Annotated in this window: 25 protein-coding genes; 10 read left to right on the top strand and 15 right to left on the bottom strand. The window is 64.3% G+C overall.

The genetic code is table 11. From position 1 onward, the window contains the following. Positions 1 to 349: 349 nt before the first annotated feature. The 5 genes from SIN08_RS20255 (at position 350) to SIN08_RS20235 (ending at position 4,419) form a co-directional block, all read left to right on the top strand. A complete protein-coding gene (locus tag SIN08_RS20255) occupies positions 350 to 1,468 on the top strand; it encodes an iron-containing alcohol dehydrogenase (RefSeq protein WP_322453426.1) in 1,119 nt (372 codons plus the stop codon). Positions 1,469 to 1,653: 185 nt separating this feature from the next. Next, entirely contained in the window at positions 1,654 to 2,316 is a 663-nt protein-coding gene (locus SIN08_RS20250) for a TrkA family potassium uptake protein (protein WP_322453425.1), read from the top strand. A gap of 4 nt (positions 2,317 to 2,320) precedes the next feature. Beyond that, complete coding sequence (locus SIN08_RS20245; RefSeq protein ID WP_322453424.1) at positions 2,321 to 3,670, top strand: TrkH family potassium uptake protein; 1,350 nt, start codon at positions 2,321 to 2,323, stop codon at positions 3,668 to 3,670. 13 nt (positions 3,671 to 3,683) lie between these two features. Next, positions 3,684 to 4,169 (top strand): cation:proton antiporter, encoded by a 486-nt coding sequence (locus SIN08_RS20240; protein ID WP_322453423.1) that lies wholly within the window; start codon positions 3,684 to 3,686, stop codon positions 4,167 to 4,169. A gap of 94 nt (positions 4,170 to 4,263) precedes the next feature. Continuing rightward, positions 4,264 to 4,419, top strand: coding sequence for a hypothetical protein (locus tag SIN08_RS20235; protein ID WP_322453422.1), 156 nt, complete (start codon positions 4,264 to 4,266; stop codon positions 4,417 to 4,419). A gap of 66 nt (positions 4,420 to 4,485) precedes the next feature. Here the strand turns inward: SIN08_RS20235 and SIN08_RS20230 are convergent, their stop codons facing one another. The 8 genes from SIN08_RS20230 to SIN08_RS20195 all read right to left on the bottom strand — a co-directional run bounded on the left by SIN08_RS20230 (position 4,486) and on the right by SIN08_RS20195 (position 12,632). Continuing rightward, positions 4,486 to 5,859, bottom strand: a complete 1,374-nt coding sequence (locus SIN08_RS20230) for a PepSY domain-containing protein (RefSeq protein ID WP_322453421.1) — start codon at positions 5,857 to 5,859, stop codon at positions 4,486 to 4,488. Between the two features lie 21 nt (positions 5,860 to 5,880). Then, entirely contained in the window at positions 5,881 to 6,489 is a 609-nt protein-coding gene (locus SIN08_RS20225; RefSeq protein WP_322453420.1) for an SCO family protein, read from the bottom strand. Next, entirely contained in the window at positions 6,489 to 6,977 is a 489-nt protein-coding gene (locus SIN08_RS20220) for a copper chaperone PCu(A)C (protein WP_322453419.1), read from the bottom strand. The genes SIN08_RS20225 and SIN08_RS20220 overlap by 1 nt, the downstream gene beginning before the upstream one ends. Before the next feature lie 70 nt (positions 6,978 to 7,047). Next, a complete protein-coding gene (locus SIN08_RS20215; RefSeq protein WP_322453418.1) occupies positions 7,048 to 7,446 on the bottom strand; it encodes a DUF2946 family protein in 399 nt (132 codons plus the stop codon). Between the two features lie 58 nt (positions 7,447 to 7,504). After that, the gene (locus SIN08_RS20210; protein WP_322453417.1) at positions 7,505 to 8,062 is read right to left on the bottom strand and encodes a sarcosine oxidase subunit gamma; all 558 of its coding nucleotides are present in this window, start codon (positions 8,060 to 8,062) and stop codon (positions 7,505 to 7,507) included. A gap of 15 nt (positions 8,063 to 8,077) precedes the next feature. Next, a complete protein-coding gene (locus SIN08_RS20205) occupies positions 8,078 to 11,071 on the bottom strand; it encodes a sarcosine oxidase subunit alpha (protein ID WP_322453416.1) in 2,994 nt (997 codons plus the stop codon). After that, positions 11,068 to 11,367, bottom strand: a complete 300-nt coding sequence (locus SIN08_RS20200; RefSeq protein WP_322453415.1) for a sarcosine oxidase subunit delta — start codon at positions 11,365 to 11,367, stop codon at positions 11,068 to 11,070. The genes SIN08_RS20205 and SIN08_RS20200 overlap by 4 nt, the downstream gene beginning before the upstream one ends. 11 nt (positions 11,368 to 11,378) lie before the next feature. Beyond that, positions 11,379 to 12,632 carry a sarcosine oxidase subunit beta family protein gene (locus tag SIN08_RS20195; RefSeq protein WP_322453414.1) on the bottom strand — a complete coding sequence of 418 codons (1,254 nt, stop codon included), beginning with the start codon at positions 12,630 to 12,632 and terminating at the stop codon, positions 11,379 to 11,381. 100 nt (positions 12,633 to 12,732) lie between these two features. Between SIN08_RS20195 and SIN08_RS20190 the strand changes: the two genes are divergently transcribed. Next, complete coding sequence (locus SIN08_RS20190) at positions 12,733 to 13,746, top strand: GlxA family transcriptional regulator (RefSeq protein ID WP_322453413.1); 1,014 nt, start codon at positions 12,733 to 12,735, stop codon at positions 13,744 to 13,746. A 123-nt stretch (positions 13,747 to 13,869) separates the two neighbouring features. Here SIN08_RS20190 and SIN08_RS20185 read toward each other — a convergent pair whose 3' ends face one another. Further along, positions 13,870 to 14,250, bottom strand: a complete 381-nt coding sequence (locus SIN08_RS20185) for a tautomerase family protein (RefSeq protein ID WP_322453412.1) — start codon at positions 14,248 to 14,250, stop codon at positions 13,870 to 13,872. 94 nt (positions 14,251 to 14,344) lie between these two features. Between SIN08_RS20185 and SIN08_RS20180 the strand changes: the two genes are divergently transcribed. Continuing rightward, the gene (locus tag SIN08_RS20180; RefSeq protein WP_322453411.1) at positions 14,345 to 15,202 is read left to right on the top strand and encodes a LysR family transcriptional regulator; all 858 of its coding nucleotides are present in this window, start codon (positions 14,345 to 14,347) and stop codon (positions 15,200 to 15,202) included. Between the two features lie 169 nt (positions 15,203 to 15,371). Here SIN08_RS20180 and SIN08_RS20175 read toward each other — a convergent pair whose 3' ends face one another. Further along, entirely contained in the window at positions 15,372 to 16,772 is a 1,401-nt protein-coding gene (locus SIN08_RS20175) for an APC family permease (protein ID WP_322453410.1), read from the bottom strand. Positions 16,773 to 16,788: 16 nt separating this feature from the next. Further along, entirely contained in the window at positions 16,789 to 16,986 is a 198-nt protein-coding gene (locus tag SIN08_RS20170; protein WP_322453409.1) for a hypothetical protein, read from the bottom strand. Between the two features lie 470 nt (positions 16,987 to 17,456). Here SIN08_RS20170 and SIN08_RS20165 point away from each other — a divergent pair, with 470 nt between their 5' ends. The 3 genes from SIN08_RS20165 (at position 17,457) to SIN08_RS20155 (ending at position 19,922) form a co-directional block, all read left to right on the top strand. Beyond that, entirely contained in the window at positions 17,457 to 18,728 is a 1,272-nt protein-coding gene (locus SIN08_RS20165) for an NAD(P)/FAD-dependent oxidoreductase (protein ID WP_322453408.1), read from the top strand. A 98-nt stretch (positions 18,729 to 18,826) separates the two neighbouring features. Continuing rightward, positions 18,827 to 19,243 (top strand): RidA family protein, encoded by a 417-nt coding sequence (locus tag SIN08_RS20160; RefSeq protein WP_322453407.1) that lies wholly within the window; start codon positions 18,827 to 18,829, stop codon positions 19,241 to 19,243. A 4-nt stretch (positions 19,244 to 19,247) separates the two neighbouring features. Beyond that, positions 19,248 to 19,922, top strand: a complete 675-nt coding sequence (locus SIN08_RS20155; RefSeq protein ID WP_322453406.1) for a DUF1028 domain-containing protein — start codon at positions 19,248 to 19,250, stop codon at positions 19,920 to 19,922. A 97-nt stretch (positions 19,923 to 20,019) separates the two neighbouring features. Here SIN08_RS20155 and SIN08_RS20150 read toward each other — a convergent pair whose 3' ends face one another. Genes SIN08_RS20150 through SIN08_RS20135 form a run of 4 tightly spaced genes read right to left on the bottom strand, consistent with a single transcriptional unit; the run spans position 20,020 to position 23,591 of the window. After that, positions 20,020 to 20,721 (bottom strand): ABC transporter ATP-binding protein, encoded by a 702-nt coding sequence (locus tag SIN08_RS20150; RefSeq protein WP_322453405.1) that lies wholly within the window; start codon positions 20,719 to 20,721, stop codon positions 20,020 to 20,022. Next, on the bottom strand, positions 20,714 to 21,499 hold the full coding sequence (locus tag SIN08_RS20145) for an ABC transporter ATP-binding protein (RefSeq protein ID WP_322453404.1): 786 nt from the start codon (positions 21,497 to 21,499) through the stop codon (positions 20,714 to 20,716). The genes SIN08_RS20150 and SIN08_RS20145 overlap by 8 nt, the downstream gene beginning before the upstream one ends. Then, positions 21,496 to 22,671 carry a branched-chain amino acid ABC transporter permease gene (locus tag SIN08_RS20140; protein ID WP_322453403.1) on the bottom strand — a complete coding sequence of 392 codons (1,176 nt, stop codon included), beginning with the start codon at positions 22,669 to 22,671 and terminating at the stop codon, positions 21,496 to 21,498. The genes SIN08_RS20145 and SIN08_RS20140 overlap by 4 nt, the downstream gene beginning before the upstream one ends. 2 nt (positions 22,672 to 22,673) lie before the next feature. Beyond that, entirely contained in the window at positions 22,674 to 23,591 is a 918-nt protein-coding gene (locus tag SIN08_RS20135; RefSeq protein WP_322453402.1) for a branched-chain amino acid ABC transporter permease, read from the bottom strand. Between the last annotated feature and the right edge of the window lie 126 nt (positions 23,592 to 23,717).

The raw sequence follows: 23,717 nt of genomic DNA, 5'->3' as shown, positions 1-23,717 counted from the left end.
GGCTTTTGGTCATCTTGTCAATTGTTAAAGATATCCTATGCAAAAAGCACTCCCGGTGGGATGAAGACCATGCATCGACCGGATGTCCAGAGGCAGAAATATTTCTGATTTAAAAACAAGCTATTGTGGTGAAAATCCGCTCACCCTGTTCATGGCTACTGGTACGGATTCACCGCCATCACCGAGGAGAACGGCACCTTGTAAAGGGTTGACAAATTTTCGCCAACATAGGAGCTTCACCACCGAAAATCGTGCAGACTGATACTACGCCTGTTACCTCTTAACGACTTCGGCGGTGGCCGTGTGTCGAGCATTACGTGTGTACGATCGAGACCGAGCGGAGATCGCCATGCTTGAGCTTACCCATCCCGTCGCACTGCAATGGCCGCCCCTGGTGCATTTCGGCACCGGTACGCTCGCCAGGCTCGGTGAGTGGGTCGACCGTCGGGGATATGCGCGCCCCGTCGTCATAGCGGACCCGGTTAACGCCGGGCGCGTCGATCACCTGGGTCTGGGAAAGGTCCGCTGCTTCGGCGACGTCACGTCCGAACCCGACACCGCCATGCTGGAGAAAGCCCTGCTGGTCGCCGATGGGGCGGATCTCGTCATCGGTTTCGGCGGTGGTTCGGCGATGGATCTCGCCAAGCTGGTCTCCATCATGGCCGGTCAGAACATCTCTTTTCGGGACGTTTGCGGCCTCGATCGCGCCCCTGTCCGCAGGATCGGCCTCGCACAGGTCCCGACGACGGCCGGGACCGGATCGGAGGTCGGCACGCGCGCGCTGATCACCGATCCGGAGACGCGCAGCAAGATCGCCACGGAAAGCGTCCACATGCTGGCCGACATCGCCGTCATCGACCCCGTCCTGACCGAAAGCGTTCCGCCGATGGTGACGGCCGCGACCGGTATCGACGCCATGGCCCATTGCATCGAGGCCTACACGTCAAAACGGGCGCACCCGATTATCGACACCTATGCGCTGCAGGGGATCAGGCTTGCCGGCGGATACCTGAAAAGGGCGGTTGAAGACGGGGGCGACAAGCAAGCACGGGCGGCCCTGGCTCTTGCCGCGCTCTATGGCGGGGTATGTCTGGGGCCCGTCAACACGACAGCCGGCCATGCGGTCTCCTATCCGCTGGGCACCCGGCACGGCCTGGCGCACGGCATCGCCAACGCGTTGATGTTCCCCCATGTTCTGGCCGCAAATGCACCGGCCGTTCCGCAAAAGACGAACGAAATATGTGCGGCGCTGGGGTTTTCGGCGAACGACCAGGCCGAAATCCTGTCGGGTGCCTCGGCGTTCTGTGCGGCACTTGGACTGGACATGCGGCTCAGGGCACATGGAGTGCCTGAAGACGACCTGGAGACCATGGCAAAGGACGCGCACACAATCCGCCGCCTTCTCGACTGGAACCCCGTCGACCTTTCCGTGCGCGACATCCTTGGGCTGTATCAGAACGCCTGGTGATCGCAAACCCTGCGTACAACCGCGCAGCCCCATCCCAAGTCGTCAACAGCCTTAGAATTCAGACGGGAAACAAGCACTTCCAGAGCTGCCTTTCAGGAAGCAGGCTTATCGCTTAGGCTCCAACGCGATTCAACCGCGGCGCGACGGATTCGGCGCACCGAGCGTGAATGAGGATCGCACCCGCTATGGCGAACGAGGAAAATGAAAGCTTTGCCGTTATCGGACTGGGCACCTTCGGCGCGACGATAGCGCGCGAGCTTGCGCGCTTCGGCAACCATGTGCTCGGCATCGACATCGAAGAGAAGAACGTCACCAGGCTCGCCGACGAGGTGGCCGAGGCGATCATCGCCGACGGTCGCGACGAGGAGGCCCTGCGCGAGGCGGGCGTCGGCCGCTACGATGTCGCGGTGATCGCCATCGGCGAAGACCTGGAAGCCAACATCCTGTGCACCATGAACGTGAAGGTGCTCGGCGTGAAGACCGTCTGGGTCAAGGCGCTGAGCCGCACCCACCACCGTATCCTGATCAAGATGGGGGCCGATCGGGTCATCCTGCCCGAACAGGAAGTCGGTCAGCACATTGCCCAGATGCTGCACAACCCGCTCGTGCACGACTATGTGAGCCTAGGCAACGGCTTCCACGTCGTGGATTTCCGGGTTCCCGAAGACCTCGATGGAAAGCCGCTGGCGGATGTCGAACTTTCCGACAAGTTCGACATCCGCTGCCTGGGCCTGATGCGCGGCAGCGACTTTCTTGCCGGTGACGCCGGCGTGAAGCTGGCGACCGACGACAAGCTTCTCCTTCTCGGCCGGCGCAAGGATCTGCGACGCTTCGGCGACAGTCTTTGAGATCATGATGCGCTTGCCGAGGCTGCCGTTCATATCCGGCCGCAAGGTCGATGTTCCGCCGCCGGCGGTGCTCGCGCTGCTCTACCTCGCCCTGATCATCCTCGGTGCGATGCTTCTCAAGCTGCCGTTCTCGACGGCGCTGCCGCTCGGCTGGAGCGATGCGTTCTTCACCGCGACATCCGCGATCACGGTGACCGGCCTGACGGTGGCCGACACCGGCACGGTGTTCAGCCCGTTCGGGCAGGCCGTCATCCTCCTCCTCATCCAGCTCGGCGGTCTCGGCTTGATGACCTTCGCCGCGCTGGTGCTGTCGATGCTCGGCCTGCCCATCGGCATCGCCCACACAATCTATCTGCGTGAGGACCTCAACCAGACCTCGGTGCCCGACCTTCTGCGGCTGGTGAAGGTCATTCTCCGTGTCGTGCTCCTTTGCGAGCTCGCGGGGGCCGTCTTGCTCGCCTTCGTCTTCGTCCCGGAATTCGGCTGGCTGCCCGGGCTGTGGCACGCGGTCTTCCATGCCGTCTCCGCATTCAACAACGCAGGCTTCGCGCTCTTCCCCGACAGCCTGTCGCGCTGGGCGACCGATCCTCTGGTGAACCTCACCGTGCCGGCGCTCTTCATCGTCGGCGGCATCGGATTCAGCGTCCTTTCCGATCTCTACCGCAAACGGCAATGGCGCGCGTTTTCCTTGCACACGAAGCTGATGCTCAGCGGGACCGCAGCACTGATTCTCTGGTCCGTCACGGTCTTCGTCGCCCTCGAATGGAACAATCCGCTCACGCTGGGCGCGTTTCACGGCATCATCGACAAGCTCACGGTCGGGTGGTTCCAGGCCGTGACCACGCGCACCGCGGGTTTCAACACGACCGACATCGCGGCGGTTCACGACAGCACCGCCTTGATGTTCATGCTGCTGATGGTCATTGGCGGCGGCAGCACGTCGACCGCCGGCGGCATCAAGGTCACCACCTTCATCGTCCTTCTTCTGGCCGTCGTCGCCTTCTTCAAGCGCCGGTCGACCTTGCGCGCCTTCGGCCGCAGCCTTGGGGTCGAGGAGGTGCTGAAGGTGCTGGCGCTGGCGATGCTCAGCCTGATGGCGCTGATGACCGGTCTGTTCATCATCATGCTGTCCCATGACGGACATTTCCTCGACCTCGCCTTCGAGGTCACCTCCGCCTTCGGCACGGTCGGGCTGTCGCGCGGCGCAACCAGCGAGCTGGATGATCTGGGCCGAGCGGTTATCATGGTGCTCATGTTCATCGGCCGGATCGGGCCTTTGACGCTCGGCTTCTTCCTGGCGACACGTGTGCCGCCGCGGATTCGCTATCCCGCCGGCCGCATTTATCTGGGGTGACAGGATAGAAGCCATGCACGACATCGCCCTCAAGATCGCCCTGATCGGTGCAGCGGGCATGGCCGCCCAATGGCTCGCATGGCGGCTGCGGCTGCCGGGCATCGTGCTTCTGCTGGCTGCCGGCTTCATCGCCGGGCCGGCGACGGGGTTCATCGTGTCCCTGGCCGTCGCCGTCATCCTGTTCGAGGGCGGGCTGACGCTCAATTTCAAGGAAATCCGCGAGACCTCCACTGCCGTTAGGCGCATCATCATCATCGGAGGGCCGCTGGTGTGGGTGATGACGGCGCTCTCGGCGCACTATCTGGGCGGCCTCTCCTGGCCGGCGGCGGCGGTCCTGGGAGCCATCCTCGTGGTCACCTGCCCGACCGTCATCACCCCGCAACTGCGCCAGGCCCAACTCGACACCAGGCCCGCCTCGCTGCTCAATGGGAAGCGATCGTCAACGATCCGATCGGCGCCCTTTTCGCCGTTATATCGTTCGAGACCATTCTCTTCGTGATCGGCCAGCACAAGGGTGACGACCTCGCCTACGTGGTGGCGGCCGCCTTTGCGCTCGCCGTCGTCGGCGGCTTTCTGGCGGCCAAGCTCATTCAATGGGCTTTCACGCAGGGCATGTGCCCGAATTTCTCAAGGCGCCGATCCTGCTTGCGGCGATCCTGCTGGCCTATGCGCTCACGAACCTGGTGCTCGAAGAGGCCCGCAATGCCGACACGGCGAAGGCCGCAAAGGCGGACCGGAAACCGGAATAGCCGCCATGATTCGATTCTTCCCGCCGCGGCTGATGCCGTCGGACCCGGCCCATTGTCATCGCACGCCTAAGGCGCCGCCCGAAGGCGCCTGTAGCTCACGAAAACCCGGTCCAGGGTCAGCATCACGATGAAAGACGCCCCGACGAGCGGAAAGATTACGCCGCCGACGGCAAGGATCGCCAAGAGCCCGCGAAACGCTCTTCCATCATTCGGCAGGGGCGGGATACCGAGTGCTCCCTTTGGCCGCCCCTTCCACCACATGACGGTAGCCGAGACCGACAGCGCGACGATGGCGACGCAAACGGTGAGCAGCACCAGTTGGTTGGCGAGACCGAATTCCTGCCCGAGATGGACGTTGATGCCCCACTCCAGCCATTTGCCGAACGGGCCGTAGTCGGCAAAGCCCATATCGATCAGCGGCTTGCCGCTGTATTGGTCGAGGTGGACGACGCGCTGCTGGCCGAGATCGTCGGGATAGACGGACGCGGTGTAGACACCGGTAGACGTCGCCGGAACGCCGACGGCATAGCCGCGATGCAGCCCCAGCCCGTCGAAGATCGCCACGGCCCGGTCGAGGCCGATCGATGCGGTGTCTGGCCCGCTGTTCGCCGACATCGGCATCTTTGCCTGTTCCAGCGACCAGCTCGTCTCGCCGACTTGCTTCAAGGGCACTTGCGACATCGGCACATCGACCCGCACGCCGGCCGGATAGCCGAAGTTGTGGCCATTTGCCCATTGGTTCACCTTGGCGCCCCAGACGATCGACCAGGGCATTCCGGTGATCGCCAGAAAGACGATGAAGGCACCCACAAAGATGCCGGTTACCGCATGAACGTCGCGCCAGAACACCCGCCGCTTCGGCGTGCCGCGGACACTCACGAGCCCGCCGGTCTGCCTGCGCGGCCACCACAGATAAATGCCGGTGCCGACGAGCAGGATAGACCAGCCGCCGGCGATCTCGAGCAATCCGTTCGCGATCGGCCCGAAATAGGCGAGGCTGTGGATCCGGCGCACGGTCCACATGATGGTGCCGCGGTCGGGGAGCGACCCCAGCACCTTACCCGTGTAAGGGTTCACATAGACGGCACGGCGCTCACCGGCGTCGGTTTCGACCGTGATTTCAGCGGAAAAACCGGGCCCGGCCGGATCGGTGTACTTGGCCGCCGTACCCGGATATGCGGACAGAGCGGCCGCCACCATGGCGGACGGCTCGACCCGCCCAAGGTCCTCCTGGATCTGGAGGCGTTTCAGATCGGCGTAAACGATCGCATCGATCTCGTCGCGGAAGAGATAGAGCGCCCCCGTGACGGCGAGGATGATCAGGAAGGGCAGCACGAACAGGCCGGCATAGAAATGCCAGCGCCAGACGGCGCGATAAAGATCGGACGAGGGGTACGTGCGTGCGACATCGCCCGCCCGGCCCAGGGTGGTGTCGGTCATTGTCGATATTTCCGGGCGGCTTCAGGCGTCGGCCACGAGGCGTTTCAGCTTGGCGAACATCGTGTCCGGATCCTCGCCATAGCCCAGAGTGCCGGCGAAGCCTCCCTCCGCATCCATCAGATAGACCGAGGCGGTGTGATTGATGGTGTAGTCACCGCCATCCTCGGTCGGGACGCGCTCATAGAAGACCTTGTAAGCCTCGGTGACCGCCTCGATCTCCTCTTTCGTTCCGGAAAAGCCGCGGATGCGATCGTCGAAAGCCTGCAGATAGTCTTGCAGTTCCTGCGGCCCGTCGCGCTCCCAGTCGACCGAGACGAACACCCAGTTCATCTTGTCCGCCTCCGGTCCGAGCCGGTCGATCAGGCCCGACAGCTCAAAAAGGGTCGTCGGGCAGACATCGGGGCAGAAGGTGAAGCCGAAGAAGATGGCGCTCGGCTTGCCGTGGAGATCGGCTTCCGTGACGCGCGCCCCGGTTTCGTCCGTCAACGTAAAGGGCCCGCCGATATCGGCGACCCCCGTTTGCTGAACACCGTTCGGTGCATTGCTCACCACGAGCATCGTGAAGACGGCAAGGGTGGCGGCGACGGCGAAAACGGCGCCGACGAGAACAGCGATCATGCGCCTGTGCATCAGTGCCCTCCCTCATGCTCGTGGCCGTGCTCCGGTCCCGGCGCGCCGGGCGGAGCGACGACCATCTCCACCTCGATGGAGCCGGCCTTTTCGAAGGTCAGCGTGACGGGAACAGGCTCGCCCTGCTCGATCGGCCCTTTGAGCTCGAGGAACATGATGTGGAAGGCGCCGGGCTTGAACTCGACGGTTTCGCCGGCGGGGATTGCAACACCGTCGGCGATCGGTCGCATCTTCATGACGTCGTCGGTCACCCTCATTTCATGAATCTCGACGCGGCCGGCGATGGGGGACGCCGCACTCACCAGCCGATCGGCGGTTTCGCCCTCATTGGTGACGGTGAGAAAGCCGCCGCCGGTGCTGGCGCCGGGCGGAGTCGCACGTGCCCAGGGCTGGCCTATTTCCAGTTGGCCGACCGCATAGTCGTCGGCGAGCGCGGTGCCGGCGCCGATGAACAGGGCAGCCGCCAGGAATGTCGGAAGAATTCGCATATTCGTTCTCCATCTGCATGAGCAACATCAGCGCGCGCGAAGTGGCGCGACAGCCGTTTCAAATTCAGCGTCAGATGGAAATAGGCGGCGGTGCGCGGGCTTCGGGCAACAGCCCCAGGATACTTGGCCGGGGTGGCGCATGCCTGGTTGGGAAATAAAGCCGCGGCCCGGCTTCGGCGATGAAAGCGGGGCCGAGGTCGGCCGTCGGCAGTATCGGCGCGAAAGACGCGGCGGCATGGCACAACGCGGCACAGCACTGGTGAGCCGCGCGCTCCAGCGGCTGGTCGACATTGTCTTCCGTGCCGGGAACCGCGCCGGTCAGCGAGCAGATGACGAAAGCCGATCCGGGCTGCGAACCTGTCAGAGCCCCTTGCGCATAGGCACTGACGAGGCCCTGAAGCAGCATCACATAGGCAACCAGGGCGGTCAGAATGCCTGCCGTCAGTCGGTCACCCAGGATGTGCCGCATCGATTTCATATGCTATCGATGACACAATTCCGCCCTCAGGTCACTGCGGCGAATTGGATTATGCCGGCCGTCCGGCAGCGATCTCAGCCTGGCCGATTTCGAGCAGTGCGTGAACGTGCGGGGCGAAGGAACGCCACACGTCCAGGCGGAAGGCGTCGGGACCGTCACGCCAAAGCACTGCTTGTACGCCGTCAAACACCGTGCGTACCGCCCGGCCGGGCTCCAGCTTCTCGAGGTCTCGCGGACAGCCGACGGACAAGAGCGTTATCGCCTCGGGCCCGCTGACTTTGAACGAGCGCTCGCGGTCGCTGATATCGGTCAGGCTGTGGGGCGCGCGCGGATAAATCCTCGCCGTCTCGGCCAGGATATCCTCGCGCGCCTCCTCCGGCGTGGTGACGACCCATTCGTCGGGGCCGAGGCACACCGCCGCCCGGCCGCCGGCCCGCGCGCAATCGCCGATTCTTGCAGGAAGTTCGAGGCCCAGGGCGACCGAGATCGCCGCCGCCTCGGCGGTCCCTGCCCGCAACGAGAAGCGCGCGACGGGCTCGAGCTCTTCGATTTCAACGAGCGGTACTTGTGCGGCCTCGAGCGGTACGTCGCGATGCGTGATGGTCATGTACCGGTCCTTTCCTCAGGCTTTCAACCGCGCGCCGTCGGGATCGTAGAAGACGGTGGAAGCGATCCGCGCGCGATGAACTCCTTCGGGCATGGGCACGTGGATCTCCTGTCCCATACGCGCGCGCCCGTTCTCGATCAGCGCCAGAGCGATGGACCGGCCGAGCGCGGCACTGTGGTAGGACGAGGTGACATGGCCGATCATCTTCATCGGCTTGGGCTGGTTCGGGTCGGCCACGATCTGCGCCCCCTCCTCCAGGCGCACCGCGCCATCCTCCGTGAGGAGCCCCACGAGCTGCTTTCGGCCTTCGGCCACGAGATCGGGACGCTTGAGCGAGCGCATGCCCACGAAGTCCGGCTTCTTCTTGCCCACGGCCCAGTCCATTCCCGCATCGTCCGGCGTTACCGTGCCGTCGGTATCCTGACCGACGATGATGAAGCCCTTTTCGGCGCGCAGGACGTGCATCGTCTCCGTCCCGTAGGGGCAGATGTCGTAGACCGCGCCCTTCTCCATCAAGAGTTCCCATAGCTGCCGGCCGTAGCGGGCGGGCACGTTGACCTCGAAGCCGAGTTCGCCCGTGAAGCTCAGCCGGAAGAGCCGCGCGGGGATGCCGGCCACCTTGCACTCGGCCACCGACATGTGCGGGAAGGCGTCGGCCGCAATGTCGAGCCCCTCGACCAACGGTTCGAGCACCTTGCGGGCGTTGGGGCCGTTCAGGGCGATCACCGCCCAGTGTTCGGTGGTGGAGGTCAGCCAGACCTTCAGGTCCGGCCACTCGGTCTGCAGGTAGTCCTCCATCATGTTGAGAACGCGCGCGGCACCGCCCGTGGTGGTGGTGACATGGAAGAGGTCGTCCGACAGCCGCCCGATCACGCCGTCGTCGCGGATATAGCCGTCTTCGCCCAGAAGCAGCCCGTAGCGGCAGCGGCCCGGCGCGAGCTTGGTCCAGGGGTTGGTGTACATGCGGTTCATGAATTCCACCGCATCGGGCCCCGCGACCTCGATCTTGCCGAGGGTCGAGGCGTCGAAGATGCCGAGCGAATTGCGGGTCGCCAGGCATTCGCGGGCCACGGCGGCGTCCATGTCCTCGCCCGCTTGCGGGAAATACCAGGCACGGCGCCATTGCGCGACGGGCTCGAACACCGCGCCGTGCTCCTCCGCCCATGAGTCGATCGGCGTCTTGCGCGTCACCTCGAAGTGGGCGCCGCGATGATAGCCGGCAAAGGCGCCGAAGGTGGTCGGCGTGTAAGGCGGACGGAACGTCGTCAGCCCCACCTGCGGCGGCGCCTTGCCCACCGCGTCCGAGGCGATCATCAGGCCGTTGATGTTCGACATCTTGCCCTGGTCCGTCGCCATGCCGGTGGTCGTATAGCGCTTGACGTGCTCGATGGATTTCATCCCCTCGCGCACGGCCAGACGGATGTCCTTGGCGGTCACATCGTTCTGGAAATCGACGAAGGCGCGCGCGCGGCCGGGCTTGCGATCGCTCGGCAGTTCCTTGTGGCTGTCGCCGGCGCCCGGCCGGTCGCCCTCCACGGCGAAGGCGCTTGGCTTCGCTGACAGGCTCAGGGCCTCAGCCGCCGCGACGCCGGCGGCATCCCCGTCGCTCAGCACCGCGTCAAAGCCCCACAGTCCACGGCCGGCCCCCGCGATATGGCACGCCTCGGTCTTGCGGTCGGGCAGGAACGTTCGGCTTTCCTCTTCCCATCTCAGCGTGCCCTTGGTGTGTGAGAAGAGATGCAGAGAAGGTGTCCAGCCGCCGCACACAAGCAAGCAGTCGCAACCGAGAGTGCGCGCCGCACCGACCGTACCGTCCCGCACCGGGTTCACCCGGACGGACTTCACCCGCAGCCGGCCCGTGGTACCGGTGACGGTGTGAGCCGTGAGCACCTCGATCCCCCGCCTCCGGGCTTCCTCCTGCAAATCCGTCCGCACGTCACCGCGCGTATCCACGATGGCGGCAACCCTCGTGCCCGCGTCGGCCAGGTCGAGGGCGGCATACCAGGCGCTGTCATGCGCGGTGGCGACCACCGCGCGGTCGCCGACGCGAACGCCGTAGCGGTGGAGATAGGTCTGCGCCGCTCCCGCCAGCATCACGCCCGGCCGGTCGTTGCCGTCGAAGACCAGGGGCTTCTCCAGCGCGCCCTGCGCAAGCACCACCTGCCCCGCGCGCACCCGCCACATCCGCTCGCGCGGGACGTCCTTGGGCAATTCGTCCAAGTGGTCGGTGAGCTTCTCGCACAGCGCCACCATGTTCTGGTGGTAGTAGCCGATGGCCGTCGTCCGCGTCATCAAACGCACATCCAGGGTGCGAAGCTCGGAAAGGCTTTCCTCGAGCCACTCCCAAGCGACACTTCCGTCGATGCGCAATCCGGGATCGGACAGGAGCGAGCCGCCCATCTCCGCGTTTTCATCGACCAGCACCACCTTCGCGCCGGCCTTGGCCGCCGCACGTGCCGCGGCGATGCCCGACGGACCCGCGCCAATCACCAGGACATCGGTATGCAGGTAGCGCGAGGCGTAAGCGTCCGGATCTTCCTCGCGCGGCGCCCTGCCCAGGCCCGCGGCGGAGCGGATGAAAGGCTCGTAGACCTTGTCCCAGAAGCTGCGGGGCCACATGAAGGTCTTGTAGTAGAAGCCCGCCGAAAACAGCATGTAGAGCCGGTCGTTGACCGCGCCCAGGTCGAATTTCAGGCTGGGAACCCTGTTCTGGCTCTCGGCCACGAGGCCGGCGCGCAGTTCCTGCACCGTGGCCCGCGTATTGGGCTCGAACCGGCCCGCACCGCGCGACACGCCAACGAGCGCGTTCGGCTCCTCGGAGCCGGCGGTGACGGGGCCGCGGGGGCGGTGATACTTGAACGACCGGCCCATCAGATGGACGCCATTGGCAAGCAGGGCGGAGGCGACCGTATCGCCCCGAAACCCCGTATAGGTCACGCCGTCGAATGTGAAGCGGACGGGCTCGGCGCGATTCACGCGCCCCCTGCCCTCGACGCGATAGGCGCTCATTCCGCAGCCTCCTTCCCGCCCAGATCAGGTCGCGGCTCACCCGCCTTGTAGGTCGTGAGAAACTTGTCGCTGACCGTGTCACGCGCCGCGTTGAAGAAGCGCCCGCACCCATGCACATGCCGCCAGCGCTCGAAATGCACGCCCTTCACATTCGAGCGGATAAAGAGGTAGTCGCGCCATTCCTCGTCCGACAGGGTCGAGGGGTCGGCCGGGCGGTCGATATGCGCCTCGCCCGCATAGGCGAACTCCAGTTCGGGCAAGTCTTCCCGGCAATAGGGACAATGGATCAGGAGCATCGCGCCTCTCCCTAATGCGCCACGGCCGCGGCGGCGGCTTCATCGATCAGCCGCCCGGTGGTGAAGCGCTCCAGCGTGAAGGGTGCGTTGGCCGGGTGTGGCTCGTCCTTGGCCACGGTCCAGGCCAGCGTGTGCGCCGCACCCGGCGTGGCCTTGAATCCGCCGGTGCCCCAGCCGCAATTGACGTAAAGGCCCTTCACCGGTGTCTTGCCGAGGATCGCGGATCGGTCGGGCGTCACATCCACGATGCCCGCCCATTTGCGCAGCATGCGCATGCGCGTGAAGATCGGAAACACCTCGCAGATGGCGGCGACGGTGTGCTCTATCAGCGGCAGGCCGCCGCGCTGCGAATAACTGGTGTACTGGTCGGTGCCCGAGCCGATCACCAGCTCGCCCTTGTCGGACTGGCTGATATAGGCGTGAACGGTGTTCGACATCACGACACAGGGAAAGACGGGCTTGACCGGCTCGCTGACAAGCGCCTGAAGCGGATAGCTTTCCAGCGGCATCCGCACACCGGCGCTTTCCATCACCACGCTGGTGTGACCGGCCGCCGACACCGCCACTTTCTTCGCGCGGATGAACCCCCTGGCGGTTTCGACGCCCTCGACCGCACCGTCCGGCCCGCGCCGGATCGCCGTGACGGGGCAGTTCTGGATGATGTCCACACCGCGCATTGATGCGGCGCGGGCATAGCCCCAGGCCACGGCGTCGTGGCGGGCGGTTCCGGCACGCTTTTGCAATGCCGCGCCCATCACCGGATAGCGCGCGTTCTTCGAGATGTTGAGCGGTGGGCAGAAGGCCTTGGCCTCCTCCGCCGTCAGCCAGCGGTTGTCGACGCCGTTCAGCCGGTTGGCATGAATGTGGCGCTGAAAGCTTTGTACGTCGTGCACGTTGTGCGCCAGCATCATCACACCCCGGCGCGAGTACATGACGTTGTAGTTCAGTTCCTGACTGAGGTTTTCCCAAAGGTCGAGCGCGTGATCGTAGAGCCGCGCGCTTTCGTCATAGAGATAGTTCGAGCGGATGATCGTGGTGTTGCGCCCCGTGTTTCCGCCGCCGAGCCACCCCTTGTCGATCACCGCGACATTGGTGATGCCGTGCTCCTTCGCCAGGTAGTAGGCCGCGCCGAGACCGTGGCCGCCGGCGCCCACGATGACGACGTCATATTCCTTCTTCGGCTCCGAATCGGGCCACTGCTCGCTCCAGCCGGTGTTTCCGGTCAGGGCATTTTTCAGAAGTGACAGGGCGGAGAATCGCGTCATGGAACCTTCCTTGCGGCAGGATCGGCCATCTGATCGAATCTCGCAGAAAAAGGCCGCGAGATACTGGATAATTGCGTCAAATCGGCGTTATGATCGCGCCATGCAAGAACGCCTCGACATCCCGCGCCCCGACAACCGACCCCGCCTGCGCATCGGCTTCGTCCTGGCGCGCAGGTTCACGCTGTCGGCGTTCGCCAATTTCGTTGACGTATTGCGCCTTGCCGCCGACGAGGGCGATCGCTCGCGCCCGATTCACTGTAGCTGGAAGGTGCTCTCGGCCACGATGAACCCGGTCGCGTCGAGTTGCGGCGTGGCCGTCACCCCGGACGAGCGGCTGGGCGATCCGACACGCTTCGACTACATCGTTGTCGTGGGCGGGCTGATCGACGAGATCGAGAAGCTTAACCCGGAATATGTGGTTTTCCTGCGCCACGCCGCAGAGGCAGGCGTGCCTCTCGTGGGTGTGTGCACCGGTGCATTCATCCTTCACCGTGCGGGACTGATGCAGGACTACCGCTGCTGCGTGAGCTGGTTCCACCACGACGACTTTCTGGAGCAGTTCGACGGCCTCGTCCCGGTCTCGGACCAGATCTTCGTCGTGGACCGCGAGCGGCTCACCTGTTCTGGCGGAGCAAGTTCTGCGCATCTCGCCGCCTTTCTGGTGGACCGGCACATCGGCCGTTCCGCCGCGCGCAAGAGCCTGCACATCATGATCATCGATGAGGCGATGGCGGCTGAGGACCCGCAGCCCGGATTGCCTCTGGAATTGAAGACGCGCGATGCCCTGGTGCGCAAGGCACTGTCGCACATGCAACAACACCTCGACAGTCCGCCGCCTGTCGCGGTCGTCGCGGCGCGGCTCGGCGTGAGCCGTCGCAAGCTCGAGCGCCATTTCCACAATGCGCTCGGGCTGACCCCGGGCGAAGCGTTTCTGCGGGTGCGCCTGTCACAGGCACGCTTCCTGCTCGGCGGATCGAACAGATCGGTGACGGAGATCGCGGCTGCAACGGGGTTCTGCGATCTTTCGCATCTGATCCAGGTGTTCCGCCGCCGCGAGGGAATGACGCCCGAGGCGTGGCGCCGCCAGGCGCACAGCGCGCCACAACCGGTTTGACGAACGCCCGCGCTTCCGACGGCCTGTGCTGCCGGTCGCTCACACGCCGACCGCTTGCCTCTTGCCCTGCCTGGCGAGCCCGGCCGTGACGGTCACGCAAGCTTGAGGTGGCGAGTAGCCGCTTCAGGCATATTGCGCGAGGCCGTGGCCGAGGGACCAATTCTCTTTCGCAACCTCGACAAGGCTTACGAATACGTCCTCTGGCCGGATGCCGGGGTTTTCGCCGAGCAGCTCCGCGATCCGCCGGTACAGTGCCTTCTTCTGTTCCGCGGTCCTTGTGTTGTTCGCGGTGATCTGGATCAGCACGGCATCGTCGCTCCGGGCGACGCCGAGGTAAGTCGCACTGACGCGGAAGTCCGAAACGTCATGTTCCGTGATGGTCATGAACTGGTCGTCTTCGGGCACGTCGAACGTCTCGCGCATAGCTTGATAGAGACCGTCGAAAATCGCCCGTTTGTAGGCCGCCGGCTTTCCGGCGCGCAATGAGATGTGAAGGAGCGGCATTGCAGGTCCTTTCCGTATTGTCCCGGCTTTACACTACCCCCGCTCCATTATTATGATATTCAATGGTGATTGATTTCAGTGATAACGATCAGAAATGGTGAGACGGCCCCTCGATCTGGATGCGGTCCAGGCTTTTGTTCGCGTCGCCGAGCTTGGCAGCTTCACGCGCGCGGCTGAGGCTACAGGGACGACGCAGTCTGCGGTCAGCTTGAAGCTGAAGCGGCTTGAAGAGAGGCTCGGCCGCCGGCTTCTCGAGCGGACGCCGCGTTACGTGGAGCTTTCGGCGCAGGGCGCCGCTTTCCTCGAACACGCCCGTGAACTCCTGGAGGTGCATGAGCGCGCGTTCGCAGTGTTTTCCGGCACCCGCGAACGTCTCACCATCGGCATCAGCGACCACGTTGCGGGACCGGAGCTGCCTGCGCTGATCGCGCGCATGAATGCGCAAGACCCGCAGCTGTTGATCGAAATCCGGATCGGATCCTCGGGCGGCCTGCTTCAAAGCTTCGACCGGCGCGAACTCGACACGGTGATCGTCCGCCTGCAGACGGGGCGAACCGACGGGCAAATTCTTACCGAAGAAAAATTCGGCTGGTATGCAGCACCCAGCTGGCAGCACCGCGCGGGCGAGCCCCTGCCCGTGGCAACGATGCCGGAGCCCTGCGGGGTGCGTGCCATGGCGGGCAAGTTCCTCGACGAAGCTGGCGTGCCTTGGACAGAAGCTTTTGTTGGCGGTGGTGTCGCAGCGGTCTCTGCGGCCGTTATGGCCGGGCTCGGCGTGGCTGCGTTGGCTCGGCGCATGTTGCCATTCGGCGCGATTGACGTAGGCCCCAGGCTCGGGCTTCCCGATCTTCCGCGCTTGCCGGTTCTACTGCACTCACGGGTTAAGGACGGGCGGTCGCGCGATGCCCTTGCCGCGCTTTCGGCCGCCTTCAGAAGCGCGGCACGAGACTGAAACACGTCGGGCAAAGGTGACGTGACGGCCCAGCTACGTTCGGGATTTAGCAGCGTCTCCCGCAACTTGAAGCGCCGAGACAGTGTGGCGATGCCCAAGTTCCACCCCGGCCCGGCGGGACGGCGTCGGGCTTTGCCGCCCGACGCCGTCCCATCGAGCTCAGGGGTGTTCAGACGTCTATGTGACGATCCGCTGGTTCGGGCTCGAAAAGGCCCTTCTTCATCACGAACTTGACCCAGACCGCAGCCAGAACGGCGCCGGCAAAAAGCGTGCCCCCAGCGACTGAGAATACCGTCATCGTCAGTTCCGGCGCCGGCGAGGCGTAGTAGATGGCATAGAGCATGCCGGCAATGCCGAGGACCTGGGGGAGCGGGTAGAGCGGCGTCTTGAAAGGCCGCGCGAGTCGCGGATAGCGCCGACGCAGCACGATCACGTCGATATGGGCGATGATATAGGCGATGAGCCAGGCGACCGCAGCACCGACCAGCAGCAGCAGGATCGCGTCGGCATTCACCCCGTAAATGAGGATTGGGAGGGCCGTGGCGAGTGCAACCAGAACGATGGCTGTCCACGGTGTGCCGAATCTGGGATGCAGCTTGCCGAACACGGCGAAGGTCTGACCGTTCTGCGCCATGCCGTATATCATGCGCGGGACCGCCGCCAGCGAGGTGTTGACGGTACTGCAGGTGGCCGTAAAGGCCGCCACGGTCAGGAAGATCAGTCCTGCCTTGCCCAGCACGGCCTCGACATAGGCGTAGTGCGGCAAGGGGGGCGAGGCGAGTGTTTCTGTCGGCACGTAGATCAGCGCGCCCCAGCAGTAAAGCAGGTACATGACCAGAATCACCGTGGCGCCGACGATCATCGAACGCGGAATGATCCGGGCGGGATCGCGTGTCTCCTTGACCAGCGGGCAAGCGAATTCGAGCCCGACGAAGCCCCAGATGGCGATGGCGAGCAGAGCGAACATACCGCCGCTGAACGGTCCGACGCTCTCGGTCACCAGATCCGCCGGGCGCGGCATGCCGAGGCCGGTGAGCGCGATTACGCCGAGAAGCGCGATGGTGGCGACCATGATGAAGGACAGCGCCGACTGCACCGTTGCGAAAACGTCAATGCCCATGATGTTGAGCATCGAGAACGTCGCAAGCAGTGCCAGAAGCAGCACGCCGGGCGGCAGTTCGAGGCCTGTGATTTCCACCAGCATCAGCTCGATCAGTACCAGCTCGGCCGAAAGCGCGAACATGGCGACGACCAGGTAACCGGAGAAGACGGCAACTATGGCGGGAAAGTTGCCGATCGCCACCTCGGTAAAGGTGGCGAGGCTACCCGGACTGCGGAACATCAGCGTCAGCTCGGAAAAGGAGAAGACGTAAGTCAGCGCCAGCCCGTAGGCCACCAGGATCGTCATCAGGAAGCCGTAACCGCCGAACCCAGCGCCCTGCAGCATGATCACCATCACGCCTTGCGAGACGACGAGGCCGACGCAGACGGCGAGTTGGGACCAGAAGCCAAGCGATCCCTTGAGACGGCCCGCCTCGCCGGCGGGCCGGATATTGTTGATTACAGACATGGTCGTACCTCCCTCTTCAGCGCTTGGCATCAAATCGGGGTGAGAGCCTGTCGGCCGATTCCCGATCCGTTCCTCCGAGCTTCTTTTCCGCTTCGTGGACAACCTCGAACAGGTCGCCGGCCGGCGCGCCGAGTGAGCCGGCCTTTGCCTTGATGCCGTGCATCCCGGTCAGTGCAGTCGGATCCAGATCGCTGTGTGATTGGCCGGCCCCCATGCCTGCGCCCCCTCACTGACGCCGCCTGTTCAGCTTTCCTTATGGTCCAAATCGGCGGCCCGCCAAATTACCGTTTGCCGACGCAGTAGTGAGGAAGAGGCTAATCGTCGCTCGGACGAAATAGTCCTTCGAAACGAAAGGCATTACCTTGGATTGACACAGAGGTTCGGAAGTACTGAATGCCGCCGGCTCGGATTTCTGCAAGGATGGCGCACCAAAAACGGCATTGGGGGGGATCGTGAACGCCCTTGCGATTCCTCTGTCGCCCCGACGCGGTTCCGGCCCGGTCGCGCTCCACTTCGTGCCTTTCGCGCGCACCGCGCTTCGGCAAGCTCTCGCGGCATTTAGGGCCAACCTAACCACTGCTGCATGAAATCGTAATTTCCGCACTCCGGTCCCTCCAGTAGACCAGCAATCAGACCGCCGTCGCATCCGCGGAAAGTCTTGGCGAGCCAGAGAAGGGCGCAGAAATGTCAGTTGAAGAAGTCGACACGCTTGTTGTTGGTGGTGGCCAGGCCGGATTGGCCATGAGCGAGCATTTGAGCAAGTGCGGCGTGCCTCATCTCGTCCTCGAGCGGCACCGTATTGCCGAGCGCTGGCGTTCGGAAAGATGGGACTCTCTGGTTACCAACGGTCCCGCATGGCACGACCGGTTTCCGGGGATGGAGTTTCCGGATACCGATCCGGATGCCTTCGTGCCCAAGGAGGAGGTCGCGGACTATTTTGTCGCTTACGCACAACAGATCGCTGCCCCCGTCCGCTGCGGTGTGGAGGTAAAGGAAGTACGGGGAAATGTCGGCCGGCCGGGCTTCCGCGTCGAAACCTCCGAAGGCGTGATCGAGGCCAACAACGTGGTCGTAGCCACCGGACCTTTCCAACGCCCCATCATCCCGGCTGTGGTTCCTGAAGATGCAGGGGCCCTGCAGATCCATTCCAGCGCCTACCGCAATCCCCGTCAGTTGCCCGAGGGTGCGGTGCTGGTGGTCGGTGCCGGATCTTCGGGGGTGCAGATCGCGGACGAACTCCTGCGCGCGGGCAAGCGCGTCTATCTGTCGGTCGGTCCGCACGATCGTCCTCCGCGCGCCTATCGCCAGCGTGACTTCTGCTGGTGGCTGGGGGTTCTCGGCAAGTGGGATGCACAGGCCCAGGAGCCCGGCACGGAACATGTCACCATCTCGGTGAGCGGTGCGCGCGGCGGCCATACGGTCGACTTCCGGCGCCTTGCCGCGCAGGGGATGACGCTCGTCGGCCTGACCGAATCGTACAAGGACGGTGTCCTGACCTTTGCGCCGGATCTTGCCGAAAATCTTGCGCGCGGCGATGCCAACTACATGTCGCTGCTGGACGAAGCCGACGCTTATGTTGCCCGCAACGGCCTCGACCTTCCCGAAGAGCCCGATGCCCGCAAGATCGAAGCGGATCCGCCATGTGTAACCGATCCCATTCGTGAGTTGAGTCTGGCCGAAGCCGGAATAACCTCGATCATCTGGGCGACGGGCTTTGCCGTTGATTACAGCTGGCTGAAAATCGACGCGTTCGACGAAAAGGGCAAGCCGAGGCATCAGCGCGGTGTTTCGGTCGAGTCGGGGATCTATTTCCTGGGACTGCCGTGGCAATCGCGAAGGGGATCCAGCTTCATCTGGGGCGTCTGGCACGACGCCAAGTACCTGGCGGACCAGATTTCCACCCAGCGCAAGTATCTGGAGTATCATGAGTCCGCGAGACACAAGAGCCAACGTTGACGGCAGTTGAAGGACGGCGGCTGGAGCTTCCGGCAATCCGGCACGGCTCGCATCGCGGCCGTCCTTCGGCCCGAAGACGCTTCGAGATGGAGACCAAGATGGCGCACACCCGTATTCGCAAGTTCAACACGAAAGACACGTATCCGGAGCAGAATCTCGACAACGACCTTTGCCAGGCGGTCGTCACCCGGGGCGGCAAGATCGTCTGGCTGCGCGGCCAGTGCCCGCAGAACCTGGACGACGCGGCGAACATCGACAGCCACGACCCGGTCGAACAGACCCACAAGGTCATGCAGAACATCAAGCAGCTGATCGAAGAAGCCGGCGGCCGCATGGAGCATCTGGTGAAGGTGGTGGTCTATCTCACCGATGTGCGCCACCGTGAGGCCGTCTACCGCACGATGGGCGAATACATCAAAGACGTACATCCGGTGTCGACCGGGCTCGTCGTTCAGGCGCTGGCACGGCCGGAGTGGCTGGTCGAGATCGACGGCACCGCAGTGATCCCGGAGTGATCCCATGACCTTTTCACTCGTTGCCCGCTGCCACGAAACCGGCATGTTCGGCGTCGCCATCTCCTCCTCCTCCCCGGCCGTTGCCGCGCGCTGCTCCTATGCCCGCGCCGGCGTCGGCGCGGTGGCATCGCAAAACGTGACGGATCCGACCCTGGGACCGCTGGCGCTCGACCTGATGGAAGAGGGCATGAGCGCCGAAGAGGCCATCGCCGAGGTGAAGAGGTGTGGCAGGTTCATCGCCTACCGGCAGGTGCTCGCGGTCGACCGCGCGGGGCGCACGGCCATTCATTCCGGTCCGAATTCCCTTGGCATCTGGACTGAGGCGCAGGCCGAGAATGTCGCCTCGGGGGGAAACCTGCTCGCCAATGACGGCGTGCCGCAGGCCATCGTCGACGGATTTCTCGCCTCTTCGGGCCATCTGGGCGATCGCCTGATCGCCGCGATGCGGGCCGGTCTGGCGGCCGGCGGCGAAGCCGGCCCGGTGCATTCGGCGGGGCTCAAACTCGTCGACAAGGTCAGTTGGCCTGTCGCCGATCTGCGCTGCGACTGGACTGAAGAGTGCCCGATCGAGGCCGTCGCCACCGCGTGGGATATCTATAAGCCGCAACTGGACGCCTACATCCAGCGTGCCCTCGATCCGCGCGAAGCCCCCTCCTACGGCGTCCCTGGAGACCAGTGACACGGGGCGGAATGCCATCCCGGATTACATCTTCAGGATCGAAAAGCGCTGAACATGTCCGCGCGGACGTGGTCCGGATGCCGCAAACCGGTGATGCTCAGAGGTAGAGGCTCTTGGCTGCCCTGGACGACAACAGCTCCCGTGCCGGCCCTTCCTGCGCCACCCTGCCCTTGACCAGGACATAGCCGCGGTCGGCGATGCTGAGCCCCATCTCGGCGTTCTGCTCGATCAAAAGCACGGTGGTTCCGCGGCGGTGAATCTCCTGTGTGGTTTCGAAATACTCGCCGATCAGCCTGGGCGAGAGGCCCAGCGACGGCTCGTCCATCACCACGAGCTTCGGCTCGCCGATCAGCGCACGCGCCAGCGCGACCATCGCCTGTTCACCACCCGAAAGCGTGCCCGCCACCTGCCGCAGCCGCTCGCGGATGCGTGGAAACAGGTCCGACATCTTCTCGAGCTGGACCTCGAAATTCAGGTCGCGGCCGGCGACGGCATCGTAGCCGAGGCGCAGGTTCTCAAGGACGGTAAGGCTTGGAAACAGACGGCGCCCCTCCGGAACGAGGCCGACGCCGAGCGCGGCCAGGTTCTCCGTGCCCAGCACGGCAATATTCTTGCCCATCACCTCGACCTTGCCGCGCTGCGCACGCACCACGCCGCACACGGTCATGAAGGTGGTGGTCTTGCCGGCGCCGTTCGGCCCGAGCAGGCACACCAGTTCGCCGGCACGCACGCTCATCGTCACGTTGCGCAGCATCGGCACCGTTCCATAGGCGGTGTCCACGTCCTTCAGCTCAAGCATGGGCCGCCGCCTTTCCCAGATAGGCTTCCTGCACGCGCGGATCGGCGCGGACCGCCGCGAAGCCACCCTCGGCGATAAGGCTGCCGTAATCGACACACATGACACGCTCGGGGAAGGCTTCCACGACCCGCATGTCGTGCTCGATCAGGATCACCGACAGCTCCGGATGTTCCGAGCGCAGCCGCGCGATATCGGCCACCAGCGCATCGGTCTCGGTGTCGTCCATGCCGACCGACGGCTCGTCGAGCAGGAGCAGCTTGGGCTGCGAGGCGAGCGCGCGGGCGATCTCCAGCCGGCGCCGGTCGGCCTGCGCCAAGGTACCCGCCGGGCGGTAGCGCTGCTCGTAGAGATCGCCGGAGCCGAGGCGCAGAAGCGTCTCCGCCTTCTCGACGCAGGCCGCCATTTCGCGCCGCGAGGCGCCGGGGCGGAAGAGCGCTTTCAGAACGCCGGTCTTCGTGCGCGTATGCATGCCGATGATGACGTTGTCGAGCACGCTGAGGTCGGAGAACAGGCGCGACGCCTGGAAGGTACGGGCAATCCCCCGCTGCACCACTTCGTAGGTCGGCTTTCCGGTGATATCGGCCCCGTCGAACGTCACCCGCCCCGCTGTCGGCTTGTAGACACCGGTCACGACGTTGAACAATGTCGACTTTCCGGCGCCGTTCGGCCCGATCACCGCCAGCACCGAGCCCTTTTCGATGGAGAAGGTGACATCGTCCAGCGCCACCAGCCCACCGAAGCGCATGGTCACGTTCTCGATGTCGAGAAGCACGCTCACCGATGGCCTCCATAATGGCGCAGGCGTTGCGGGAATAGGCCCTGCGGACGGATCATGAGGAAGCCGATAACCACGACGCCGAAGAACAGCAGACGGTAATCGGAGAAGGCGCGCAGCTTCTCCGGCAGGATGGTCAGCAGGAACGCCCCGACGATCACCCCGAAGATGTTGTCCATGCCGCCGACGATGACCATGGTCATGATGGTGACGGAGACCAGGAAGGTGAAGTTGTCGGGCGAAATGTAGGAAACGTAGAAGGCGTAGATCGTGCCGGCGAAAGCCGCCAGGAAGGCGTCGACGGCAAAGGCAAGCACCTTGTACCAAGCGACATTGATGCCTTGCGCCTTGGCGGCGATCTCGTCGGCGCGCAGTGCATTCCAGGCGAGACCGATGCGCGAGCCGTGGAGGCGCTGCGCCGTGACGATGGCTACAACCACCAGTGCGGCCGCCAGATAATAGAAATTTGCCTGGCTCGGAAGCGTCCAGCCGAACACCTGCAGCGGGCTGGCGAAGGAATGGCCGAAAAGGCTGGGCGCGGGAATGCCGACCAGGCCGTTGGGTCCGCCCGTCCAGTCGAGATTGTTGAGCAATTGCTGCACGACCACGCCGAAGGCGATGGTGACCAGCGCCAGATAGGTGTCACGCGTGCGCATGGAGGGAATGCCGATGATGAAGCCGAACAGCGTCGCGGCGAGCGCGGCGATGGGCAGCGTCAGCCAGAAGCTCATCCCCAGATTGAGCGCCAGCAGCGCCGACACATAGGCGCCGATGCCGTAGGAAGCGCCGGTGGCAAAATTCGGGATGTTGGCGCTGCCGAGCTGGAAGTTGAGAGCCAATGCCAATACCGCGTAGAGCTGCGCCACGATCAGCAGATGCAGAACGTAGGTGTTGGTGCCCACCAGGAACGGGAAGCCCAGCACAATGACGGCCGCCGTCGCCATGGTGACCAGCGGCACGCGCGCCAGGCTTGCCGTGACGAAGTCGCCTATCCACGGAAACCGTTCCAGCAGGTAGAAACCCAGGCCGAGCAAGGCCAGGAGCCCCGCCACGTGCCAGGTCCCCTCGGCCTTGAGTATCGCATAGAGAAGGGCCGCGCCGCACAACTGGGAGAGGATAGCCAATGCGGCCGCCGTTGCGGTTCGCGGCGCGGGGGACGAGGTCGAACCTCCCATTTCTACACCTTCTCCATGGTGGTCCGACCGAGCAGCCCGGCGGGGCGGAAGACGAGCACGACGATGACGAGGACGAAAACGAAGACCAGCCGGTAGGATGCGCCGTCCTCTACGAAGGTTTGGGCCAGCACCTCGATGCCGGCGATGACGAGTCCGCCGATGATGGCGCCCGGCATCGAGCCCAGCCCGCCGATGACCGCTGCCGAGAAGCCGAGCAAACCGGCCATCACGCCGAAATCGAAGCGGGTGACGCCGGCATAGCTAGCGAAAAGCAGGCCCGCGATCGCGCCGATTGATGAGGCGATGAAGAAGGTCGCCTGGAAGACGCGGTGATCGCGTATACCCATCATGCGCGCCACCAGGCGGTCCTCCGACGCGGCGCGAATGCGCAGGCCGAGCGGGGTCATGCGCAGGAAGACGAACAACAGCGCTACCAGCAGCGCCGTGGTCCCGACCACCAGCAGCACGAACCAGTTCACCGGCACCCCGGCAATATCGAACGCCACACCTGAAACCAGGCGTGGAAAGGCGTGTGGATTGGAGCCTTGCGGATAGAGGTGGCGGATGAGCTCGCGGATGACGATGCCGAGCGCCACCGTCGCCACCAGCGCCATCATCGCCGGCGCATCGCGAAAGCGGCGGATGACCACCCTGTCGAGCACCACGCCGATCATACCGACGGCCAGCACGGCCGCAATCACCGCCAGCACCAGCCAGGCCGGCGCAAACGCCCCGAAGCTCGCGGCAAGGATCTGCGCCGCCGCCAGGGCAATGAAGGGCGCGGTCATCGCCACATCGCCATGGGAGAAATGAATGACGTTGAGAATGCCGAATATCAGACTGAACCCTATGGCGAGCAGGGCGTAGATCGAGCCAAGGGTAATCCAGTTCACCGATTGCTGGATAAGCAGTTCCGCCATCCGGTCCATCTTCTTGTTGTGGAGGCAGGAGAGTTACCAGCGACCTCCCCGAGCGCACATAATGAATCTCCGAAGTCACGGATAGCAAATTCCGAATTTCTCGCACGCCCCCAGGGGAATAAGGTC

Source organism: Chelativorans sp. M5D2P16 (assembly GCF_034427935.1).
In the GTDB taxonomy this organism is placed as follows: Bacteria; Pseudomonadota; Alphaproteobacteria; order Rhizobiales; family Rhizobiaceae; genus Chelativorans.
Note: the sequence above shows the minus strand (reverse complement) of the source record. Positions and strands in the feature narration are given on the sequence as shown.